Origin of the sequence: Streptomyces mesophilus (assembly GCF_011044995.1) — a bacterium.
Classification (GTDB): Bacteria; Actinomycetota; Actinomycetes; order Streptomycetales; family Streptomycetaceae; genus Streptomyces; species Streptomyces mesophilus.
Map to the genome: position 1 here is coordinate 137,068 of NZ_JAAKZW010000004.1, position 20,320 is coordinate 157,387.

Annotated in this window: 15 protein-coding genes; 8 read left to right on the forward strand and 7 right to left on the reverse strand. The window is 71.6% G+C overall.

Annotated features, from left to right (window positions below):
- Positions 1 to 259 precede the first annotated feature (259 nt).
- The gene (locus G6045_RS02885) at positions 260 to 3,001 is read left to right on the forward strand and encodes a hypothetical protein (protein WP_165330145.1); all 2,742 of its coding nucleotides are present in this window, start codon (positions 260 to 262) and stop codon (positions 2,999 to 3,001) included.
- Between the two features lie 138 nt (positions 3,002 to 3,139).
- On the forward strand, positions 3,140 to 6,181 hold the full coding sequence (locus G6045_RS02890) for a helix-turn-helix transcriptional regulator (protein WP_206343195.1): 3,042 nt from the start codon (positions 3,140 to 3,142) through the stop codon (positions 6,179 to 6,181).
- On the opposite strand, the gene G6045_RS02895 is transcribed toward G6045_RS02890, so the two are convergent.
- The 3 genes from G6045_RS02895 to G6045_RS02905 all read right to left on the reverse strand — a co-directional run bounded on the left by G6045_RS02895 (position 6,176) and on the right by G6045_RS02905 (position 8,560).
- Complete coding sequence (locus G6045_RS02895) at positions 6,176 to 7,120, reverse strand: GNAT family N-acetyltransferase (protein WP_165330146.1); 945 nt, start codon at positions 7,118 to 7,120, stop codon at positions 6,176 to 6,178. The two genes, G6045_RS02890 and G6045_RS02895, sit on opposite strands and share 6 nt — an antisense overlap.
- 215 nt (positions 7,121 to 7,335) lie before the next feature.
- Positions 7,336 to 7,947: a dihydrofolate reductase family protein gene (locus G6045_RS02900; RefSeq protein WP_165330147.1), complete on the reverse strand. Its 612-nt coding sequence runs from the start codon at positions 7,945 to 7,947 to the stop codon at positions 7,336 to 7,338.
- Between the two features lie 76 nt (positions 7,948 to 8,023).
- Positions 8,024 to 8,560, reverse strand: a complete 537-nt coding sequence (locus G6045_RS02905; RefSeq protein ID WP_165330148.1) for a dihydrofolate reductase family protein — start codon at positions 8,558 to 8,560, stop codon at positions 8,024 to 8,026.
- Between the two features lie 242 nt (positions 8,561 to 8,802).
- Here G6045_RS02905 and G6045_RS02910 point away from each other — a divergent pair, with 242 nt between their 5' ends.
- The 3 genes from G6045_RS02910 to G6045_RS02920 all read left to right on the forward strand — a co-directional run bounded on the left by G6045_RS02910 (position 8,803) and on the right by G6045_RS02920 (position 13,323).
- Entirely contained in the window at positions 8,803 to 9,966 is a 1,164-nt protein-coding gene (locus tag G6045_RS02910; RefSeq protein WP_165330149.1) for an exonuclease SbcCD subunit D, read from the forward strand.
- Entirely contained in the window at positions 9,963 to 12,965 is a 3,003-nt protein-coding gene (locus G6045_RS02915) for an AAA family ATPase (RefSeq protein WP_165330150.1), read from the forward strand. The genes G6045_RS02910 and G6045_RS02915 overlap by 4 nt, the downstream gene beginning before the upstream one ends.
- Positions 12,966 to 13,089: 124 nt before the next feature.
- Complete coding sequence (locus G6045_RS02920) at positions 13,090 to 13,323, forward strand: hypothetical protein (protein WP_165330151.1); 234 nt, start codon at positions 13,090 to 13,092, stop codon at positions 13,321 to 13,323.
- Between the two features lie 15 nt (positions 13,324 to 13,338).
- On the opposite strand, the gene G6045_RS02925 is transcribed toward G6045_RS02920, so the two are convergent.
- Positions 13,339 to 13,785: an Lrp/AsnC family transcriptional regulator gene (locus G6045_RS02925; RefSeq protein WP_165330152.1), complete on the reverse strand. Its 447-nt coding sequence runs from the start codon at positions 13,783 to 13,785 to the stop codon at positions 13,339 to 13,341.
- A 95-nt stretch (positions 13,786 to 13,880) separates the two neighbouring features.
- Between G6045_RS02925 and G6045_RS02930 the strand changes: the two genes are divergently transcribed.
- Both G6045_RS02930 and G6045_RS02935 read left to right on the forward strand, forming a co-directional pair.
- On the forward strand, positions 13,881 to 14,369 hold the full coding sequence (locus G6045_RS02930) for a rhodanese-like domain-containing protein (RefSeq protein ID WP_165330153.1): 489 nt from the start codon (positions 13,881 to 13,883) through the stop codon (positions 14,367 to 14,369).
- Between the two features lie 71 nt (positions 14,370 to 14,440).
- Positions 14,441 to 15,286: an SDR family oxidoreductase gene (locus G6045_RS02935; protein WP_165330154.1), complete on the forward strand. Its 846-nt coding sequence runs from the start codon at positions 14,441 to 14,443 to the stop codon at positions 15,284 to 15,286.
- Between the two features lie 86 nt (positions 15,287 to 15,372).
- Here the strand turns inward: G6045_RS02935 and G6045_RS02940 are convergent, their stop codons facing one another.
- Both G6045_RS02940 and G6045_RS02945 read right to left on the reverse strand, forming a co-directional pair.
- Positions 15,373 to 17,058, reverse strand: a complete 1,686-nt coding sequence (locus G6045_RS02940; protein WP_165330155.1) for a DUF885 domain-containing protein — start codon at positions 17,056 to 17,058, stop codon at positions 15,373 to 15,375.
- A 101-nt stretch (positions 17,059 to 17,159) separates the two neighbouring features.
- A complete protein-coding gene (locus G6045_RS02945; RefSeq protein ID WP_165330156.1) occupies positions 17,160 to 17,639 on the reverse strand; it encodes an Lrp/AsnC family transcriptional regulator in 480 nt (159 codons plus the stop codon).
- A gap of 59 nt (positions 17,640 to 17,698) precedes the next feature.
- On the opposite strand from G6045_RS02945, the gene G6045_RS02950 reads away from it, so the two are divergent.
- Positions 17,699 to 18,889 (forward strand): trans-sulfuration enzyme family protein, encoded by a 1,191-nt coding sequence (locus G6045_RS02950; RefSeq protein ID WP_165330157.1) that lies wholly within the window; start codon positions 17,699 to 17,701, stop codon positions 18,887 to 18,889.
- Here G6045_RS02950 and G6045_RS02955 read toward each other — a convergent pair.
- Positions 18,831 to 20,303 carry a GNAT family N-acetyltransferase gene (locus G6045_RS02955; protein WP_165330158.1) on the reverse strand — a complete coding sequence of 491 codons (1,473 nt, stop codon included), beginning with the start codon at positions 20,301 to 20,303 and terminating at the stop codon, positions 18,831 to 18,833. The two genes, G6045_RS02950 and G6045_RS02955, sit on opposite strands and share 59 nt — an antisense overlap.
- Between the last annotated feature and the right edge of the window lie 17 nt (positions 20,304 to 20,320).

Below are 20,320 nucleotides of genomic sequence, written 5' to 3' on the forward strand. Positions count from 1 at the left end.
CCCTCGCCGCCGGACCGCCACGATCCCCGACTCCGTCCGGTTCACGGCTGTTTCGCAGCGTATCGGCTCTCCTGGCCGCGAAAGGCCTCTTGGCCGGGTCTGCCGCAGAGCCGGCGCACAGCTGTGGCCGAGTCGTCGCGTTTGTCAGGGCCATGTTCAGGTGCCTCGCGTTGCCTCTAATCTCGGCTCAGCACAGCCGCACCACGGCCCACCGCCGGCGCAGGGCCGGCCGGGGGCCGTCACCGTGGGGGGAACCACCATGTGGCACGTATCGAGTGTGCCGCCCGGGCCCGAACGCAGACCCCGTGCCCGCAGAAGAGCGCGGCGGACAGCGATCACGACGCTGGCCGCCGCATCGCTCGCCGTGACGCTGCTCCAGGCGCCAGCCACCGCGCAGCCCGAGGGGGGAGACCCGGGCGGCGCGGTCGCCAAGAGCGAGGCGGTGAACGCGCAGGCCGCACCGGCGCCGTACGAGATGCCCACGTACGACCCGGCGCCGCGCACCCGCGCCGAAGAACCGCCGCCGCGGCCCGCACCGGAGTCGTACGAGGACTTCCGGCCGGGTCTGCGCAGGCTGCTCGAGGACCTGCGCTCCGGCCGCCTCAACGAGGAAGCCTTCGTCAACCACGCCTACGCCAAGCTCGGTTACCTGGGCGGTGTGCCCCAGCACTACCGGGACGACCAGCTGCCCGCGGAGCAGCGGGTCATCCTCGGGATGACGCTCGGCCGTGAACTCGCCGGTCTCGGCCACCCCGTGCGCCGGAGCATCCAGAACCGGATGGCCCAGGCCGACATCCTGCGTCCCCTGATCGCCCGCCAGGCGGAGACTCCTGCGGCGCTCGCCGTCCCGCTGAGCGAGTGCGGGCAGCGGGGCAAGCTGCCGGGCGTGTTCGACTGCCTGCACCAGAGCGCCAACTTCTCGGTGTTCTACAACGCCGCGGGCGACAACGCCGTCAACCCGTACGACGGCTCCGGTGACGCCGCCCAAGGGGACGTGCAGGACAACGGAGTCCCCAACTACGTGGAGCGGATGACCCGTTCGCTCGAAGAGGGACGCAAGACGTACTCCTCGCTCGGCTACGCTCCCCGCGAGGACCACGACAAGAAGGTCACCCTCTTCCTCGGCTCGACGCACGTCGAACCCGGTGTGGGCTTCGTCCAGCCCTATGAGCTCGCCGACGCGAACATCATCCACATCGGCACGGACTTCGACTCCTCGGACGTGGCGGAGGAGTTCTATCTGCCGCGCCATGAGCTGTTCCACTCGATGCAGTACAAGTACGTCGGCTGGAGCCTGATCTGGAACATGCGGAGCCTCAACGCGTGGATGGAGGCGACCGCCGAGTGGGGCGCCCATCAGGCCGTGGCCGCCGACCCCGCGGTTCCCTCCGGCAGCCGCTACATCTACGCCAACGACCTCGACGAATTCCTGGCGCGGCCCGAGGAGGAGCTGACCAAGCAGGACGGCTTCGGCGGCGGACGCCAGTACGGGGCGTTCATCTTCGCCGAGTTCCTCGACGAGCGGCTCGGCGCGGATGCGATCCGGCACTCGTGGGAGCGGATCGAGGACGCCTGGTTCCCGGACGGCGCCACCGAGATCCGCGACATGATCACGGACGACTACGACCGTGATGTGCACGAGGAGATCCGCGTCTTCGGTGTCGCCAACTACCAGCTGTGCGGCGGCAGTACGGCCGCGGACTACGGCTCGTACTGGCGCTACCAGGACGGCGACGCCGACGACTGGTGCAGCGCCTTGGGCACCACCGGAGCGGACGGCCCCCTCGCGGTGGCCCGCCCCAAGCACGAGACCATCACCCTGCCCGCCGACGGCAAGGCCTCCGGGAAGTGGACCGTCAAGGGCGGCGGGGTGCACTACGTGGACCTCGTCGGTCAGGCCGACCCCTCCAAGCTCTGGAACATGGCCGTCCGCACGATGCAGGACGACGACAAGCGCCTGACGTTCACCGTCGTCAACTGGGAGAAGATTCCCCGCCGTTGCCTCGCGGACGACAAGAGCGCCCGTGAGGAGGACAAGACTCTCGACACGCGTATCGGCGGCAACTGCAACGTCGTCACGCTGATGATCAGCCACGGCCGGCCCGGTGACGGCGAGGAGGAAGGCCGCTGGGAGACCAAGTACACCTCTCTGTTCGGCGGTTCGGTCGGCACCACGGACGTGCAGATCGGCGTCCAGCCGGGCGGCAACCTGATCACTCAGGGCGGCACACCCAGCGCGGGCACCAAGACCACCGAGGTGGGCCTGCGGCACAGGCCCACGAACTACGAGGCCGTCTCGGCCGTGGCCTGCCACTGCGAGGGCTGGGGCATCCAGGTCACCCCGCCGGGCGGCGTCGGCCAGTGGAGCGGCTGGTCGCACGGTGTCCAAGGGCTCTCGGAGAACGCCGAGATCACGGAGTTCACCACGACACCGACCACCGCGAAGTCGACGGTCCGTCTGGTCGGCACCGACTACCCGGTGTACGTCACGCATGAGTACCGGCCGTCCGCACGGCCCGAGTTGTACGACGTCACCGTGACGGTCACGTCCCTCGCGCCGCCCGGCGACCAGCCGCACATCAGCTATCGCCGGGTCGTCGACTGGGACGTGGAGCCGACACCGCTCAAGGAGTACGTCACCCTCAAGGCGGACCATCCGAAGGTCGAGTTCGCCAGCGACTACGGACTCGCCGGACCCGACCCCGGATCCGGCCGGCCCAAGCTGCACCACGAGGGCTCCTTCACCGACGCCGGACCGTACGACCAGGGCACCGTCCTGGACGTGAGCGTTCCGGTGGAGCCGGTGCCGGGCAATCCCAATGCGGGTCTGGTGGGCGAGTTCCACCTCTATTACGGTGCGGCGGCCACCGAGGCCAAGGCACTCGAGGCCCTCAACGCGGTGAACGCGCCCGTGTACTCGCTCGCCAAGCCGAGTACGCCGGGGAACCCGGGCAGCGGGGCGCCGGCCACGTTCGTGCTCGGGTACCGGCCGGTGACCTGAGCCGGGCGCGGTGAACGGGTAGGAGGCGGGCGGCCGGTCCTGACGACGGCCGCCCGTCGCCTGTCCGGGGCCTGAGCCGCCGCTGGGCAGGGCGTATCGTGCAAGGTCGGCGCGGTACGTGGGAAGGATTCATCAGCAGTGGGGGACGACGAGCCGCGGGGGCGGGACGAGGAGCTGCGGGTGCTCGGCGGACCCCGCGAAGAGCAGCAGGTGCCTGGTGAGCGGCGCGAAGAGGCGCGAGTGGCCGGTGGGCCCCGCAAAGAGGCGCGAGTGACCGGCGGTCGGCACGAAGGCGCGCCGGTGTTCCGTGGGCGGGACGACGAGGTGCGGCGGATCGACGAGCTGCTCGCGGCCGCCCGCGACGGGGTGAGCGGGGCGCTGCTCGTCCATGGGGAAGCCGGGATCGGCAAGACCACGCTGCTCGATTACGCCGCCGCTCGGGCGGCCGACGGGATGCGCGTGCTGCGCATCGAGGGCGTCGAGTCGGAGACGGACCTCGCCTTCGGGGGGCTGCACCAGCTGTTCCTGCCCGCGCTCGACCTCCTCGACCGGCTGCCGGACGCGCAGGCCACGGCGCTGCGGGCGATCTTCGGCCTGGCCGGCGGCGCGGTGCACGACCGCTTCGTCGTGGGCCTGGCCGCGCTGTCCACGCTCGCGGAGGCCGCGGCCGAGCGCCCGGTGCTGTGTGTGATCGACGACGTGCAGTGGCTCGACCAACCGTCCGTGGACGTCCTGGCGTTCGCTGCCCGCCGGCTGTGCGCCGAGGGTGTCGTGATGCTGTTCGGGCTGAGGGACGGGGGTGGGTCCGGAGCGGGGCATACCGGCCGTGGGTCCGGATCGGGGGATACGGGCGACGCGTCTGTCACGGACGACGCGCCTCGGTTCAAGGGCATACCCCGGCTCCCTCTCGCGGGCCTCGACCGTCAGTCGGCCGCGGCTCTGCTGACCGGGCTGCTGCCGCCGGTCGCGGACCGGATCGCCGAGCAGGCGCAGGGCAATCCGCTCGCCCTGCGCGTCCTTGCCGACGCGCTCACGCTGGCCCAACGGGAGGGACAGCTGGGCCCGTTGGCGCTGCCGGACGACGTCTCCCCGCTGCCCGGCCGCCTGCAGGATCTCATCGCGCAACGGATCGGACGGCTGCCCGCGGCCACCCGAGCCGTGCTCACGGTGGCCGCCGCCGACGACACGGGGGAGCTCGCCGTGGTGGTGGGGGCCATCGGCCGGTTCGGTGGCACGGTGGCCGACCTCGAACCCGCCGAACAGGCCGGAATCGTACGGCTTTCGGCCGCGGCCGTGCGCTTCGGGCACCCGCTGAGCCGGTACGCGGCCTATCAGTCCGCGCCGCTCGCCCGGCGCATTGCCGCCCATCAGGCGCTCGCGGCGGCGCTGGACTCCGAACGGCATGCGCACCGCCGCGCCTGGCACCTGGCCGCCGCGGCGACCGGCCCCGACGAGCAGGTCGCCAGGGAGCTGGAACGGGTCGCCGCCTGGGCCGGCAGCCGGCAGGGGGCGGCCTCCGCGTCCGCGGCGTACGAGCGGGCGGCGCAGCTCACGGCCGACCCGCACCTGCGCGCACGGCGTCTGATCGACGCGGCGCAGAAGGCGAGCGAGTCCGGCCAGGACGAACGCTGCCGCCGCCTCGCCGACCAGGTCCCGCTTCCGCTGTCGGACCCGGCCTCGGCGGCGGACCTCGCCCGGGCCCGCGCGGTCGTCGAGCTGGGATACGGCAGCCCGGTGCGGGCGGCTCGCACGCTGCTCGCGTGCGTGGACGAGCTGGGGCTTGTCGGCGGCGACACACTGGGGTTCGCCGGCAGCGACCCATTGGGGCTTGCCGACGGCGACACATCGAGGTTCGCCGACCGCGACACATTCGGGCTCGTCGGCAGCGACACGTCGGGGCTCGCCGGCGCCGACAAGATGGCGCCCCTGCTGACCGAGGCGCTGCACGCGGCGCTGTCCGCGGAGGACACCGGGCTGCTGGCGGAGATCGCCGCCCGCGCTCCGCACCTGCCCGAACTGGCCGTTGCGGCCTGGCTGTTCCCGATCGGGGCGCCCGACTCGCCCGCCGCACACCCGCCACCCGCCGGTCACGACTCCCCACCGCCCACCGGCGACGACCACATGGCACTCCTGATGGCCGCCCACTGCGCGCATCTCCTCGCCGACCACCCCCGCGCGTACGAGCACGCCACCGCAGCCGTCGCCCGGTGTCGCGCCAGCGGGATCGGCGGCTGGCTGCCCACGGCGCTTGATCTGCTCGCGCGGGTCGAGACGGCGCTCGGCAGGACCGGCCACGCGCAGGAGCACGCCACCGAGGGGCTCTACCTCGCCGACTCTTACGACCTGGACCACCGGGCAGCCCATCTGCGCTCCCGCCTTGCGCTGCTCGCCGCCGTCCAGGGCCGCGAGGCGGACGTGCGCGAGCAGGCCGAGGAAGCTCTCGCCTACGCACGCCCGCGTGGCGTCGGACGGGCCACGGCGGACGCCCTGCACGCGCTCGGGCTGCTCGAACTCGGTCTGGGTCGCGCCGAGTCGGCGCTCGCACAGTTGCGTGCCGCGGCCCGCGAACGGGCCCACCCCGCACTCGCGCAGCACCTGCTCCCGGACCTCGTCGAGGCCGCCGTCCGCGCCGGGCGGCCGGACGAGGCGGGGGAACCGGCGGCCCGCCTCGCGGCCTGGGCCGCCACCGTCGGGCAGCCCGCGCTCACCGCGCTGTCCCACCGCTGCACGGCCCTGACCGGCCCGGACGAGCAGGCGGCCGAGCACTACACGCAGGCCCTGGTCCTGCACGAGCACGGCAGCGCGCACGACCGCGCCCGCACCGCACTCCTCTACGGAGAGTGGCTACGGCGCCGACGCCACAACGTCGAGGCCCGCGAGCACCTGCGTACCGCGATGGAGATCTTTGCGAGAGCGGGCGCCGCGCCATGGGCGGACCGGGCACGCGCCGAGCTCGAAGCCGCCGGGGAAGCGCACGACCCGGGCACGGACACCCGGATCGGCCGGCTCAGTCCGCAGGAACGCGAGGTCGTACGGCTCGCCGCCACCGGGGCGACCAACCGCGAGATCGCCACGCAGCTGTTCCTCAGCCCGCGCACGGTCGGCCACCACCTCTACCGCGCCTTCCCCAAGCTCGGCGTCAGCTCCCGTACGGAACTGTCCGACCTTCTGGAGTCATGAGGCGGAAGGCACCGAGTAGACCATCCGGATCTCCGTGACCCGGAAGCCGGCGCGCGCGAAGGCCGCGGCCATCGGCACGTTCCCCTGGTCCGTGGTGGCGGTGATCCGCTCCGCGCCGGCCGCGGCCTGGAAGCGGGTGATCTCGGCGAGCACCTCGTCCACGTAGCCACGGCCGCGGAACTCCGGGAGCACCCCTATATAGCCGACATTGCGGGCATACGGTGTCGCCGAGGGAATCGCCAGGCCCACGACCGCGCCGTCGGCGTCGTACGCGAGCCGCCACCAGTCGCGTTCCCCGAGGCAGTCCAGATAGAAGTCCATCGCCTTGCGGGCCGCGGCATCCGCGCCGACTTCGGCGATGTCCTTACGGGTACTTGCGTCCAGGCTGCCCTCGGCGATCCCGCGGAACACCGGCAGGAACTCCTCGTCCGTGGCGGCGGCAAAGGTCAGCCGGGTCCCGGCGGCCGGCAGTGCGGCGTCGGGTGTCCACTCCAGTTGCAGCCGCTCCACCACGTGGCTCAGTCCGGCGGCCAGCGCGCCGTCGTGGCGCCACTCGGCGGCGGCGGACACGGCCGGGTCGTCGCGCCAGCCGTCGGTGAGCTTCACGGTGAGGATCGGCAGGTCGGCCGCGCCCCGCGCCGTGAAGCTCTCGAGGCCGGCGGCCAGCAGGCCCGCCGCGACCTTGGCGCGGTCCGGCACCGAGGCGTCCACCCACAGGCAGTCGAGATCGACCGGGTGCTCGGCGGTCGACTGCCCCCACCACAGCGCGCGGCCCACCACCCGGCCCTCGTCCTCGGCCAGCCAGGTCCACTCGGGCCGGTACATCCGCTGGCGCAACTCGTCCAGGTAACGGTCGGCGGGAATCCAGCCCACGGGCTCGTCGACCACGACAGCCGCCACGCGGTCGGTGTCGGCGTCGGTCGCAGATCGGAACAGCATGCGTTCTCCAAGGTCTTGGTGTGTGCCATCAACCTAGGAAGCCGGCCGGGCGGGCCGGTATCGGTCGCCATGACTTAATGCGGTCATGGCGTGACCACGGCAATCGGTGCATGACAAAGGGACGGCGACCGCGCAGGTCGCCGTCCCTGGATGTCCAAGAAGCCGGCTGTTCGTTGGGGGATCCCCGATGGAGACGGCGAAGCCCCGGTTGCTGCTCAGCCGGCGTCGCGTTTGCGATAGCGGATATGGGTGGTCAGCGGTGAGTGGAGCACCTCGACGGGCTCGAAATCGAACGTCTCGACGCCGTCGAAAATGCGCTCGCCGCTGCCGAGCAGCACGGGTGCGATGTCGAGGGTGAGTTCATCGATCACGCCGGCGGTGAGTGCCTGGCGAACCGTCGAAGCGCCACCGGCGATGTCCACCCCCTTGCCGTCGGCGGCTTCGAGCGCCTGCGCGTAAGCGGCGGCGAAGCCTTCGGTGACGAAGTGAAAGGTGGTCCCTCCCTCCATCTTGATCGGTTCGTGGGCGTAGCGAGTGAGCACGAAGACCGGGGCGTGGTACGGGGGCTCGGGGCCCCACCATCCGTCCCACGCCTCGTTCCACTCGCCTCGGACCGGCCCGAACATATTTCGGCCCATGACGTAGGCGCCACGCGGTCGCATCAGCCAACTGACGGCCGTCTTGTTGGCTCCGGTCGCGCGCGGGTCGCCGATATGCCAGAGATGCAGCTCTTTACCGCGCTTGCCCAACGGATTCTCGCGGCTCTGCTCGGGTCCGGCGACGAAGCCGTCGAGCGAGATGGACATGTGGCAGGTGGTGTCGGACATCAGCCTCTTTCCCAAAGATGGGTCGCGGGTTGCCGTGAGGTCGTCGGACCGCCCGGGAACGGTCCAGGAAATCGTGCTATTTCGGTGCGTACGTGGCCACCACGATCCCGCTGGTGAGCGTGGTGCTGCCGGTGTGCTTGAGGTGGGTGACGTCCAGGCCGTCCAGGATGCGCTCCCCTCCACCGGCGATGACGGGCAGGATCCACAGGTGGAACTCGTCCACCAGGCCATGCTCGATCAGGGTCCGGTCGCTGTCCCCCGTACCGAACTTCAGGATGTCCCGGCCCGGCTGCCGCTTCAGCTCCGCCACCGCCTCCGCCAGGTCGCCGGACAGGACGGTCGCGTTCCAGGGAGCATCCCCGGCGGGCAGCGTGCGCGAAGCGACGTACTTCGGCATGGAGTTGATGTGGTCGGCGTAGGCATCGGACCGCTGCGGCCAGGCCTGGGCGAAACCCTCGTAGGTCTTGCGGCCCAGCAGCAGTGCGTCGGCGCGGTCCGCGAGTTTGGCCGCGTAGGCGTCGTGCTCGTCGTCCCAGTAGGGCGGCCCGTATTTCTCCGGCGTCGAGATCACGCCGTCGAGGGTCAGGAACGTCGTCTCCACCAGCTTGCGCATGGTCGTCTCCAGATACGTTCGGGTGCGAAGTGTGACGGAAGTGGTGCGAATCTACGAGGGCAGCGGGAGGGTCCGGTATCGGGCGCCATGACGTAATGCGTCGATGAGGTCGATGCGTTCCGAGGTCGGTGGTAAGTCAGGTGCCGTCAGGCGTTAGCGTGGTGGCTGTCGATCCGGCTTGCTGGGCCGACGGGTGCTGTTTTCTGGGGTCACTGAGAGAAATTGCAGGTCAGAGCGGTTCTATGAGAGTGCTGCACACATCGGACTGGCACTTGGGGCGGGCCTTTCACCGCGTCAGCCTGCTCGACGCCCAGGCCGCGTTCATCGATCACCTCGTATCCGTCGTACGCGAGGAGCGGGTCGACGCGGTCGTCGTCGCCGGGGATGTGTACGACAGGGCCGTGCCGCCGCTGTCCGCCGTGGAGCTGTACGACGACGCCCTGCACCGGCTCGCCGACCTCGATGTGCCGGTCGTGATGATCTCCGGAAACCATGACTCGGCCCGCCGCCTCGGCGTGGGCGCCGGCCTCATCGGCAAGGCGGGCATCCACCTGCGCACCTCACCTGCCGCGTGCGCCACCCCGGTGGTGCTCGCCGACGAGCACGGCGACATCGCGTTCTACGGACTGCCGTATCTCGAACCGGCCCTGGTCAAGGACGAGTTCAAGGTCGACAAGCCCGCCCACGAGACGGTGCTCGCCGCGGCCATGGACCGCGTGCGCGCCGATCTTTCCGTACGGGCGGCAGGCACCCGTTCCGTCGTGCTCGCGCACGCCTTCGTGACGGGCGGCGAACCCAGCGACAGCGAGCGGGACATCACCGTCGGCGGCGTCCAGTCCGTGCCGGCCGGGGTCTTCGACGGCGTCGACTACGTGGCGCTCGGCCATCTGCACGGCTGCCAGACCCTCACCGAACGCGTCCGCTACTCCGGCTCCCCGCTCGCCTACTCCTTCTCGGAACAGCACCACCGCAAGTCGATGTGGCTGATCGACCTCGGCCCCCGCGGCGAACTGAGCGCCGAACGCATCGACTGCCCCGTGCCCCGCCCGCTCGCCAGGATCGAGGGCAAGCTCGACGAATTGCTCGCGGACCCGGACCTCGCAGGCGTCACCGAGCACTGGGTGGAGGCCACGCTCACCGACCCCGTACGGCCCGACGAGCCGATGGCGCAGCTCGCCGAGCGTTTCCCGCACGTCCTCAGCCTCGTCTTCGCTCCCGAACGGCAGCCGGGCGAACCGCAGGTGTCGTACGCGCAACGGCTCAAGGACCGCAGCGACGAGCAGATCGCCGAGGACTTCGTGGCGCATGTGCGCGGCGCGGGCCCCGACGACGCCGAACAGACCGTACTGCGCGGGGCGTTCGACGCCGTACGCGTCGACGAGACCCTCCGTGAGGTGGCCCGATGAGGCTGCACCGGATGACCCTCACGGCCTTCGGACCGTTCGGCGGCGTACAGGAGGTCGACTTCGGTGCGCTGTCCGAGGCCGGTCTCTTCCTGCTGCACGGACCGACGGGCGCGGGCAAGACCTCGGTCCTCGACGCGGTCTGCTACGCCCTGTACGGCTCCGTACCCGGCGCCAGACAGGGCGCCGGCACGACCCTGCGCAGCGATCATGCGGCGCCCGCGGCCCGTACCGAAGTGGTGCTCGAACTGACCGTGGCCGGGCGGCACTTGGAGGTCGGGCGGCAGCCGCAGTGGATGCGGCCCAAGAAGCGCGGCACCGGCACCACCATGGAGAAGGCCCAGTCGTGGCTGCGCGAGTACGACGCTTCGGCGGATGCGTGGAAGGACCTCAGCCGCTCCCACCAGGAGATCGGTGAGGAGATCGGGCAGCTGCTCGGCATGAGCAAGGAGCAGTTCTGCCAGGTGGTCCTGTTGCCGCAGGGCGACTTCGCGCGCTTTCTGCGGGCCGACGCCGAGGCGCGCGGAAAGCTCCTCGGCCGCCTCTTCGACACCCGGCGCTTCGCGGCCGTCGAGCAGCATCTCGCCGAGCTGCGCCGGGGCACCGAGGCGCAGGTCCGATCCGCCGACGAGCGGCTGCTCGCCGCCGCGCAGCGGATGGAACAGGCCGCCGGGCGCGTGGCGCAGCTGCCGCTTCCGGAGGTCGCCGCGGGTGAACCAGGCCTGGCGGAAGGCGTGTTGACCTGGGCGGCCTGCGCCCGGTCCGCCGCGCGCGAGGCCCTCACGGTCGCGCGCGTGTCCCAGGACGCCGCACAGCGGACGCGGGACGCTGCCCAGGACAACCTTGACGGCGTACGGGAGACACATCGGCTTCAGCGCCGCCACACCGAGGCGCAGGAGCACGCCGAGCGGCTCGCCGGACATATCGAGGAGCACCGCGCCGACCAGGAGCGGATGGAGCGGGCGCGCAAGGCGGAGGCCGTGGCGCCCGCCCTTGCGCTGCGCTCCTCGGCCGATACCGCACAGCGGCGGGCCGCCGACGAGGAGAGCCGGGCACGGCGCGCCCTGCCCGAGTCGTTCGACGGGGCCGAGGCCGCCGCGCTCGCCGCCGCCGCACGCAAGGCCCACGAAGAGCTGGGCTCGCTCACCTCCGCCCGGCGCGCCGAGCAGCGCCTGCGCGAACTGGGCCACGAACTCGGCGAGTTGGAGCACGAGGAGCGCGCCGACGCAGCGGCTCTGGAGGAGGCCTCGGCGTGGCTCGCGGACTGGGACGCCGTACGCCACGGCCACCAGAGCCGGATCGACGAGGCACAGGAAGCCGCCACCCGCGCGGGACAGCTCGAAGGCCGGATCGGCCCGGCCCGCGACCAGGTCGAGGCGGCCCGGCGCCGTGACGCGCTCGGCTCGTCCGTCACCGAAGCCCAGGAAGAGGCGCTCGCGGCCGGCCGGCGGGCGGGGGACGCGCGCGAGCACTGGCTCACCCTCAAGGAGCAGCGTCTGCGCGGCATCGCCGCCGAACTCGCCGCCCAGCTGGCCGACGGCCACCCCTGCGCGGTCTGCGGCTCCGTCGAACACCCCGCTCCCGCGCGCAGAAGCGAAGGACACGTCGACCGCCAGGCCGAGGAAACGGCCCTCGGCGCATACCAGCGAGCCGACCAGGAGCGCGCCGAAGCCGAAGGCGCACTCGCCTCCGTACGCGAGGCCCTCGCCGCCGCCACCGCCTCCGCGGGCGGCGCTCCCGCCGATGAACTCGCCGCCGCACTAAGCGAGTTGGAGCAGGAGTACGCGCAGGTCCGCGCCCTCGCCTCCACCCTGCACGCCGCACGCGAGGCCTACGCGCACGACGAACACGAGCACGACCGACGGGTCGCCGCCCAACAGGACGCCGAGCGGCGCGCCGCCTCCCGCACCTCGCGGCGCGAGAACCTCGTACGCGAACAGGTGCTACTCCAGGAGGAGTTGACCAAGGCGCGGGGCGGCGCGGCGAACGTCGCCGACCGGGCACGGCAGCTGGAGCGGCAGGCCGCACTGCTCACCGAAGCGGCCGAGGCGTCACGGGCCGCACAGGAGGCGGCCGAGCGACTCAAGGAGGCCGACGGCCGGCTCGCCGAAGCCGCCTACCGGGCCGGCTTCGACACCCCGCGGTCCGCGGCCGCGGCCGCACTCGACGCCGCATCCCACCGGGAACTCCAGCGCCGGCTCGACGCCTGGCAGCAGGAGGACCTCACCGTACGAGCGGTCCTGGCCGAACCCGACACGCAAGCCGCCGCCCGGCGTCCGGCCGCCGACCCGGCCGCGGCCGAGCAGGCCGCGCAGAGCGCGGAACAGACGCTGCGGCGTGCGGTCAGCGCCCAGGCGGCCGCCGAGGAGCGCTGCCGCGAGCTCGACCGGCTCTCGCGCCAGGCCGCATCGGAGGCGCGCCAACTGGCGCCGCTGCGCGAGGAGTACGACCGGGTCGCGCGCCTGGCGACGCTCGCGGCCGGCACCTCGGCGGACAACGAACGCAAGATGCGCCTCGAGTCCTATGTGCTCGCGGCCCGCCTCGAACAGGTCGCCGCCGCCGCGACCATGCGGCTGCAGCGGATGTCCGGGGGCCGCTACACCCTGGTCCACTCCGACGACCGCGCAGGCCGCGGAGCGCGCAGCGGACTCGGACTCCACGTCATCGACGCCTGGACCGGACGCGAGCGCGACACCGCGACGCTCTCCGGCGGCGAGACCTTCTTCGCCTCGCTCGCGCTGGCCCTCGGCCTGGCCGATGTGGTCACCGACGAGGCCGGCGGGGTCCGCCTCGACACCCTCTTCATCGACGAGGGCTTCGGCAGCCTCGACGACCAGACCCTCGACGAGGTCCTCGACGTCCTCGACTCGCTGCGCGAACGCGACCGCAGCGTCGGCATCGTCAGCCACGTCGCGGACCTGCGGCGGCGCATCCACGCCCAGCTGGAAGTGGTGAAAGGGCGCGCGGGCTCGGTGGTGCGGCAGCGGGGGCTTTCGGGCTGACCGTTTCGCGGCCCGCTTTACGGTCTGCCGGTGCGTACGGCAGCTGCCCTCGGGTACTCGGCGGCCACGTCGCCATCAGCAAGGCAAGCGGCGGCGAACCCATCCCGAAGGAGGGAATGCCACCATGCCCACCGGCCGCGAAACCGGAGCCGTCACGGGTACCAAGGACAAGGACTACAACCTTGTCTGGTATGTCGAGTCCTGTTTGAACAACGTGCTGCGTCTGGAGACGTACATCCAGGATGCGGAGCGTGAGAAGGACGAAGCGGTCGTCGAACTGTTCCGCAAGGCGCAGGCCGACAGCCGCAAGGGTGCCGAGTTCGGCAAGAAGCTGCTGCGCGAGCGCCTGGCCGGCTGATGCCCGGCCCGCTGATCAGCGGCTGATCGCGCGCCGGGGCAGGGGCGAGGAGTACACCACGCTCGTCGTCACCGAGCCCAGCGTGCCGATCTTCCCGGAGATCTCCTCGAGGTGGCTCATGGAGCGGGCCGCGACCTTGAGGACGAAGCAGTCGTCACCTGTGACATGGTGCGCCTCGAGGATCTCCGGGGTCACCTCCACCAGATCGTGGAACGGCTTGTAATTGCCGTTCGGATACCTGAGACGGACGAAGGCCAGGATCGGCAGACCCAGTTCCTCGGGGACGACGACGGCCGAATAGCCCTGGATCACGCCCGCCTCCTCCAGGCGGCGCACCCGCTCGGTGACGGCGCTCGAGGACATGGAGACGGTGCGGGCGAGTTCCGCGAAACTGGCCCGTCCGTCACGTTGCAGGGCGTCGAGGATCAGCCAGTCGGTGGCGTCTGGGGAATAGCCGGTCATGTCCGAGAGATAGCAGGGGAATCACCGGCCGATCAAGGTGTACGCCGGGGGAATTCCCTGGCCGACGCATGATCACCGGCCATAGATTACTGGGCATGACGACGACACAGACCGCCCTGACCAGCGACAACCCCGTTCTGCGAGTGCCCCCGGCCGCCCCTGCCGCGGCGGCCGCCTACTTCGCCGCCTCGCTCGCTTTCCACGCCGACGTCTCCGATGTCGCGGCCGCCCTGGCCGCCGGCGGCGACCCCGGTTTCGTGGTCATCGACACGCGCTCCACCGCCTCCTGGGACCAGGGCCACGTGCCCGGCGCGATCCACCTGCCGACCGCGCAGATACCCGAGCAGGCCGAGCAGCTCCTGGACAGGTCCGTCCCCGTGGTCACGTACTGCTGGGGCCCCGGCTGCAACGGAGCGACCCGCGCGGCGCTCGCCCTGGCCCGACTCGGCTTCCAGGTCAAGGAGATGCTGGGCGGCTTCGAGTACTGGGCGCGTGAGGGCTTCGCGTACGAGACCTGGGAAGGCTCCGCCCAGCGCGACGCCGACCCGCTGACCGCGCCGGTCGAGGGCGACTGCGGCTGCTGACGGGAGGGCGCGGGTGTCCGGCGGCAAAAGGTGTTTGAGGGTGCCGCCGACGGCAGGCATCATGATCCGTCATGCCTCAACTCCCGCACCCCACACCCGGACAGCTCCGCCGCGACCCCCTTCCCCTGCGCGGCCGCACCGCGCTGGTGACCGGTGCGAGCCGGCGCGGCGGCATCGGCTACGCGGTCGCCCGACGGCTCGCCGCGTACGGCGCGAGCGTCTATCTGCACCACCATGTGCCGCACGACGACGAGATGCCCTGGGGCGGTGACCGCCTGGAGGAGGTCGTCGCAGGCGTACGCGAAGTGCTCGGCGACCCCGAAGCGGTGGTCGTCGACGGGCCGGGCGATCTGTCCGACCCCGCCGTCCCCGCCCAGCTGATCGAGACTGCTGCGGCCGCGCTCGGCGGGCGGCTCGACATCCTCGTCGCCAACCACGCGCTCAGCGGCAGCGACGGCCAACTGCACGAGATCGACGCCGCGATGCTCGACCGGCACTGGGCCGTCGACACCCGTTCGGTGCTGCTGCTCGTGCAGGCCTACGCCCGCCTGCGGGCCGCATTGCCCGAACCCGCTCCCGGCGGGCGGGTGGTGATGATGACCTCCGGACAGGACCAGGCCGGCGGTATGCCGCACGAGATCGCGTACTCCCTGCAGAAGGGCGCGCTCGCCTCGGCCACCCGCACCCTCGCCACGGCGCTCGGCGAACACCTCGTCACCGTGAACACCGTCAACCCCGGCCCGGTGGACACCGATTACCTCACCGGAGAGATCTACGACGCGATCGCGGACCGCTTTCCCGCCGGCCGCTGGGGCATGCCCGACGACCCGGCCCGCCTGATCGCCTGGCTGGCCACGGACGAGGCCGAGTGGATCACCGGCAACGTGATCGACTCGGAGGGCGGATTCCGGCGCTGAGTCCGGTGGGACAGCGAGAGGGCTGCGTCACGGGCAACTGCGACGCAGCCCTCTCCCCGTAGACCGTGGAGCGTGGACCGTGGAACTCAAAGCCGCGAAAGCTCCTCGACCAGATCGTCCAGTCCCAGCGACCCCTGCGACAGCGCCGCCATGTGCCAGGCCTTCGCGTCGAAGGAGTCGCCGTGCGCACGGCGGGCGTTCTCCCGGCCGAGCAGCCAGGCGCGTTCGCCCAGCTTGTAGCCGATGGCCTGGCCCGGCGTGGACAGATAGCGGATCAGCTCGCTCTGCACGAAATCCGCGGGCCGGCTGGAGTGCCCCGCGAAGAACTCATGCGCCAGCTCCGGCGTCCAGCGCTCGCCGGGGTGGAACGGCGAGTCCGCCGGGATCTCCAGCTCCAGATGCATCCCGATGTCGATGATCACGCGGACCGCGCGCATCATCTGCGCGTCGAGATAGCCGAGCCGCTCCTCGGCGTCGCGCAGGAAGCCCAGCTCGTCCATCAGCCGCTCGGCATACAGCGCCCAGCCCTCGGCGTTGGCGCTGACCATGCCCACGGAGGCCTGGTAGCGCGACAGGTTGTCCGCGACGTGCACCCACTGCGCGAGCTGCAGATGGTGGCCGGGCACACCCTCGTGGTACCAGGTGGACACCAGGTCGTAGACGGGGAAGCGGGTCTGGCCCATCGTCGGCAGCCAGGTGCGGCCCGGGCGCGAGAAGTCCTCGGACGGCGAGGTGTAGTACGGAGCCGCGGCGCCCCCGGGCGGGGCGATCCGGGACTCCACCTTCCGTACCCGCTCGGCGAGTTCGAAGTGGGTGCCGTCGAGCGCCTCGATGGCCTCGTCCATCACCTGCTGCAGCCAGGCGCGCACCTCCTCCACGCCTTCGATATGACGGCCGTGCTCATCGAGATGCGCCAGCGCCACCCAGGGGGTTTCCGCGCCGGGCAGGATCTTCTCGGCCTCGCTGCGCATCTCGCCGAGCAGCCGGTGGAACTCCGTCCAGCCGTACGCGTAGGCCTCGTCGAGATCGAGATCCGTCCCGTTGAAATAGCGCGACCAGCGCGCGTATCGCTCCCGCCCGACCGTGTCGGACGCGTCCGCGACCGCCGGGGCGTACACCTCGCGCAGCCAGTCGCGCAGCTCCACCACGGCAGCCGTCGCGAGGCGTCCGGCCGCGTCGAGTTCGGCGCGCAGCGCGGCGGGCGCCGGGTCGGTGAACTCCTCGAACCAGCCGCGCTCCGTGCCCGCCCACTCGGTGAGCTGCTCGATGAACGTGGCCGTCGCGCGCGGTCCGCCGTAGATCTTCTTCTCCAGACCGAGCGCGAGCGACTCCTGGTATCCCGCGAACGCGGCGGGCACGGCCCGCAGCCTCGCGGCCACCGCGCGCCAGTCGTCCTCGGTGTCCACCGGCATCAGCGCGAACACATCGTGCACCTCATGCGTGGGCGACATGATGTTGCTGATCGCGCACAGCGTCTCCTCCGCGTCGAGCACCTGGAGCTGCGCCGTCAGCCGCTCGCGGAGCAGGCGCGCGCAGCGCCGCTCGTGCTCGCTGTCCGCACCGGGCACCTGCTCGGCGGCGTCGAGCCGGCTGAGCGTGGTGCGGGCGAGCTCGGCCATCCGGCGGGTGCCCTCGGGCGACAAGTCCGGGAGCCGGGTGGCGCTTTCGGGGTCGCCGAGATAAGTGCCTGTGACCGGGTCGAGGGCGATCAGGTCGTCCACGTAGGCATCGGCGACCTGACGGGGGAGAAGGCTGCGAGTGGTGTCTGACATGCGGGCAATCTTCATACGGCGACATGCCTCGCGTCACCGGATTCCGCTCTCGGCTTTCCGCCTGACGTGGCGGAATCCGGAACCTAGCGCACGATAAGCGGTCAGCCTACGGCCGGCGGCAGCAGTGGTCCGCAGTCCCACTGCTGGAAGATCAACCGGGTTTCCACCCGTGCCACTTCCCGGCGCGAGGTGAACTCGTCGATCACGAGCCGCTGCAGATCGGCGGTGTCGCTCACGGCCACATGCACCAGATAGTCGTCGGGGCCGGTCAGATGGAAGACCGCCCGTGACTCCGAAAGCGCCCGGATCCGTTCCACGAACGGCCCGACCAGCTCCCGCCGGTGCGGCCGCACCTGCACCATCAACAGCGCCTGCAGTCCCCGCCCCAGCTTCGCCGGATCCAGGCGCAGCTGATGCCCGAGGATCACACCGGCCCGGCGCAGTCGTGCCACCCGGTCGAGGCAGGTGGAGGCGGCGACGCCCACCTCGGCGGCGAGATCGCGGTAGGTGGTCCGGGCGTCGTTCTGCAGCAGACGCAATATGTCCAGATCGACCGGATCAAGTGCGACGGAGTCGTTCATCGGCCGAACGTAGCACGGGGTTCTGCGGCTGATTCCGGTGCAGTGTTCAGAATCCGCGTATGGCAACCGACGACTTCAGCGCCGTATCCCGGGCGCTCGCCACCGAAGCCGTGCACGCCGGCCGCGAGGACCTCGCCGGGCTCGGACTGCACGCCCCGCCGCTCGATCTGTCGACCACCTACCCCTCGTACGACAGCCGCGACGAAGCCGCCCGGATCGACGCCTTCGCGGCGACCGGCGCGCTCGACGACGGGCCGCCCGTGTACGCGCGCCTGAGCAATCCGACCGTTGCCCGTTTCGAGACCGCGCTCGCCAAGCTCGAAGGCACCGAGAGCGCCGTCTCCTTCGCCAGCGGGATGGCCGCGTTGACCGCCGTGCTCCTGGTGCGCGCGAGCCTCGGCCTGCGCCACGTCGTGGCCGTCCGCCCGCTGTACGGCTGCAGCGACCACCTCCTGAACGCCGGACTCCTCGGTACGGAGGTCACCTGGGTCGATCCGGCGGGCATCGCCGACGCGATCCGGCCCGACACCGGTCTTGTCCTCGTCGAGTCCCCGGCCAACCCCACGCTGCGCGAGCTCGATCTGCGGGCCATCGCCCACTCCTGCGGCTCGGTGCCGCTGCTCGCCGACAACACCTTCGCCACACCCGTGCTGCAGCGGCCGGTCGAGAGCGGGGCGCGCCTCGTGCTGCACAGCGCGACCAAGTACCTCGGCGGGCACGGCGATGTCATGGGCGGCATCGTGGCCTGCGACGAGGAGTTCGCGCGCAAGCTGCGGCAGGTGCGGTTCACGACCGGTGGGGTGCTGCACCCCTTCGCCGGCTATCTGCTGCTCCGGGGGCTTGCGACCCTTCCCGTACGGGTGCGGGCGGCGTCCGCCACTGCCGCGGAACTGGTCGCGCGGCTGTCCGCCGATCCGCGGATCAGTGCCGTGCACTATCCGCGGATCGGCGGGGCGATGGTGGCCTTCGAGACGGTGGGCGACCCGCACGAGGTGATCGGCTCGGTACGGCTGATCACCCCTGCGGTCAGCCTCGGCAGCGTCGACACCCTCATCCAGCACCCGGCGTCCATCAGCCATCGGATCGTGGACGCCGGGGACCGCCGCTCGTCGGGTGTGAGCGACCGGCTGCTCCGGATGTCGGTCGGCCTGGAGGACGTCGAGGACCTGTGGGCCGATCTGGACCAGGCGCTCAGCGGTCCTCGGGGTCTGCGGGCGAGGGACGGACGGCGGACGGAAGCGGCGAGTTGACGGGGACGGCGTCGAGGCGTGCCGTGATCACCAGCGTGCCCTCCTCGATCTGGTAGTCGAGCGGCAGACCCAGGCCGCGCATCGCCGCGACCATGCCGGTGTTGGCGGCCCGGGTCACCGCGTACACGCTCGCGCAGCCGGCCTCGACCGCCATCGCGACCAGGCGGTCGAGGAGTTCGGCGCCGATGCCGCGGCGCTGCCAGTCGTCCTCGACGAGCAGCGCCACCTCGGTCTCGTCGCCGTCCCACAGCAGATGCCCGAGCGCGACCAGGCGGCCGGATGCGGTCTGCACGGCGAGGGTGCGTCCGTGGCGCGGGCCGAGCAGGTGGTTGAGGTACTTGTCGGCGTCGCCGACCGGACCGTGGTAGCGCAGCCGCAGGGTGTCGGGGGAGCAGCGCTCGTGCATCGCCTTGGCCGCTCCGACGTCGGAGAGGTCCGCGCGGCGCACCGTGATCGCGTTGCCCTCGGGCAGCGTCAGTACGTCCTGGGCGCGCGGAATCCGCGGCCCGAGCCGGGCGTCCAGCTCCACGAGGGCCCGGGCGCGGGCGAACTCGGTGGGCGTGAACGGCAGATACGGCCGCTCGATCACGATCTCGCCGCCCTCACCGTCCTGCAGCCGCAGTACACAGTCGTCGAGACGGCCCTCGACGGGCGAGTTCTGCGCGGTGCGGGCCCGGGACTTGGCGGGCACGGAGCGGATGGTGCACCGCCCGAGCAACTGCCTCAGCGCGAGCGGGAGTTCGGCGGCGTCCAGGGCCGTACGGGTCGCCAGGCCCAGGATGCGGGTGGGTGCGTCCACCAGGTCGTGGGTATCGGCCCGCTCGATCCAGGTGCCGGAGCCTCCGGCCGCCGCGACCGCGCGGGTGAGGTCGGCGGTGGGGAGGGACTGCGGGGCGCGCAGCAGGAATTCGTCGACCGTGCCCTGCGCGAGCGGATGCGTCTGCAGGCTCAGGATGTCCACCCGCAGCCCGGCGAGCGCGGCGCACAGCGCGGCCAGCGAACCCGGTGCGTCGCGCACGGTGGTCCGCATCCGCCACAGGGTGGTCGGCAGCTCCAGGGGTGTGGCGTCGGTGTGCTCCTCGGCAAGGGCTGGTGCGGGCGGTGGCGGGGCCGGCGGTGCGTGGCTATGTCGTCGCGCCCACCAGGTGTGAAATACGGCTGTGGCCACCAGGGCCACGGCCGAGGCGATCAGCATGAACGGGCCGCGCGGCCCCTTGACCACGGTCTTCGCGATGGTGTCCGCGACCGCCACGGCGGTGAACAGCGCGGCGAGCTCGACGACATCACGACGCCAGTGATGGCGTGCGGTGCGCAGGGAGCGGTCGGCGCGGAGTTTGCCCCACCGTCGGGACGTGGGCTTGGTCCGGGTCCCGGGTGTGGACCGGGTGGTGGTCTCAGAAGTCACTTCCGTCATGCCAGCACTCTGGACGA

Bases quoted from the DNA above. Each gene is read 5' to 3' on its own strand.
- G6045_RS02885 (WP_165330145.1), top strand. From the start codon at position 260: ATGTGGCACGTATCGAGTGTGCCGCCCGGGCCCGAACGCAGACCCCGT.
- G6045_RS02895 (WP_165330146.1), bottom strand. From the start codon at position 7,120: ATGCTGTTCCGATCTGCGACCGACGCCGACACCGACCGCGTGGCGGCT.
- G6045_RS02900 (WP_165330147.1), bottom strand. From the start codon at position 7,947: ATGTCCGACACCACCTGCCACATGTCCATCTCGCTCGACGGCTTCGTC.
- G6045_RS02905 (WP_165330148.1), bottom strand. From the start codon at position 8,560: ATGCGCAAGCTGGTGGAGACGACGTTCCTGACCCTCGACGGCGTGATC.
- G6045_RS02910 (WP_165330149.1), top strand. From the start codon at position 8,803: ATGAGAGTGCTGCACACATCGGACTGGCACTTGGGGCGGGCCTTTCAC.
- G6045_RS02915 (WP_165330150.1), top strand. From the start codon at position 9,963: ATGAGGCTGCACCGGATGACCCTCACGGCCTTCGGACCGTTCGGCGGC.
- G6045_RS02920 (WP_165330151.1), top strand. From the start codon at position 13,090: ATGCCCACCGGCCGCGAAACCGGAGCCGTCACGGGTACCAAGGACAAG.
- G6045_RS02925 (WP_165330152.1), bottom strand. From the start codon at position 13,785: ATGACCGGCTATTCCCCAGACGCCACCGACTGGCTGATCCTCGACGCC.
- G6045_RS02930 (WP_165330153.1), top strand. From the start codon at position 13,881: ATGACGACGACACAGACCGCCCTGACCAGCGACAACCCCGTTCTGCGA.
- G6045_RS02935 (WP_165330154.1), top strand. From the start codon at position 14,441: ATGCCTCAACTCCCGCACCCCACACCCGGACAGCTCCGCCGCGACCCC.
- G6045_RS02940 (WP_165330155.1), bottom strand. From the start codon at position 17,058: ATGTCAGACACCACTCGCAGCCTTCTCCCCCGTCAGGTCGCCGATGCC.
- G6045_RS02945 (WP_165330156.1), bottom strand. From the start codon at position 17,639: ATGAACGACTCCGTCGCACTTGATCCGGTCGATCTGGACATATTGCGT.
- G6045_RS02950 (WP_165330157.1), top strand. From the start codon at position 17,699: ATGGCAACCGACGACTTCAGCGCCGTATCCCGGGCGCTCGCCACCGAA.
- G6045_RS02955 (WP_165330158.1), bottom strand. From the start codon at position 20,303: ATGACGGAAGTGACTTCTGAGACCACCACCCGGTCCACACCCGGGACC.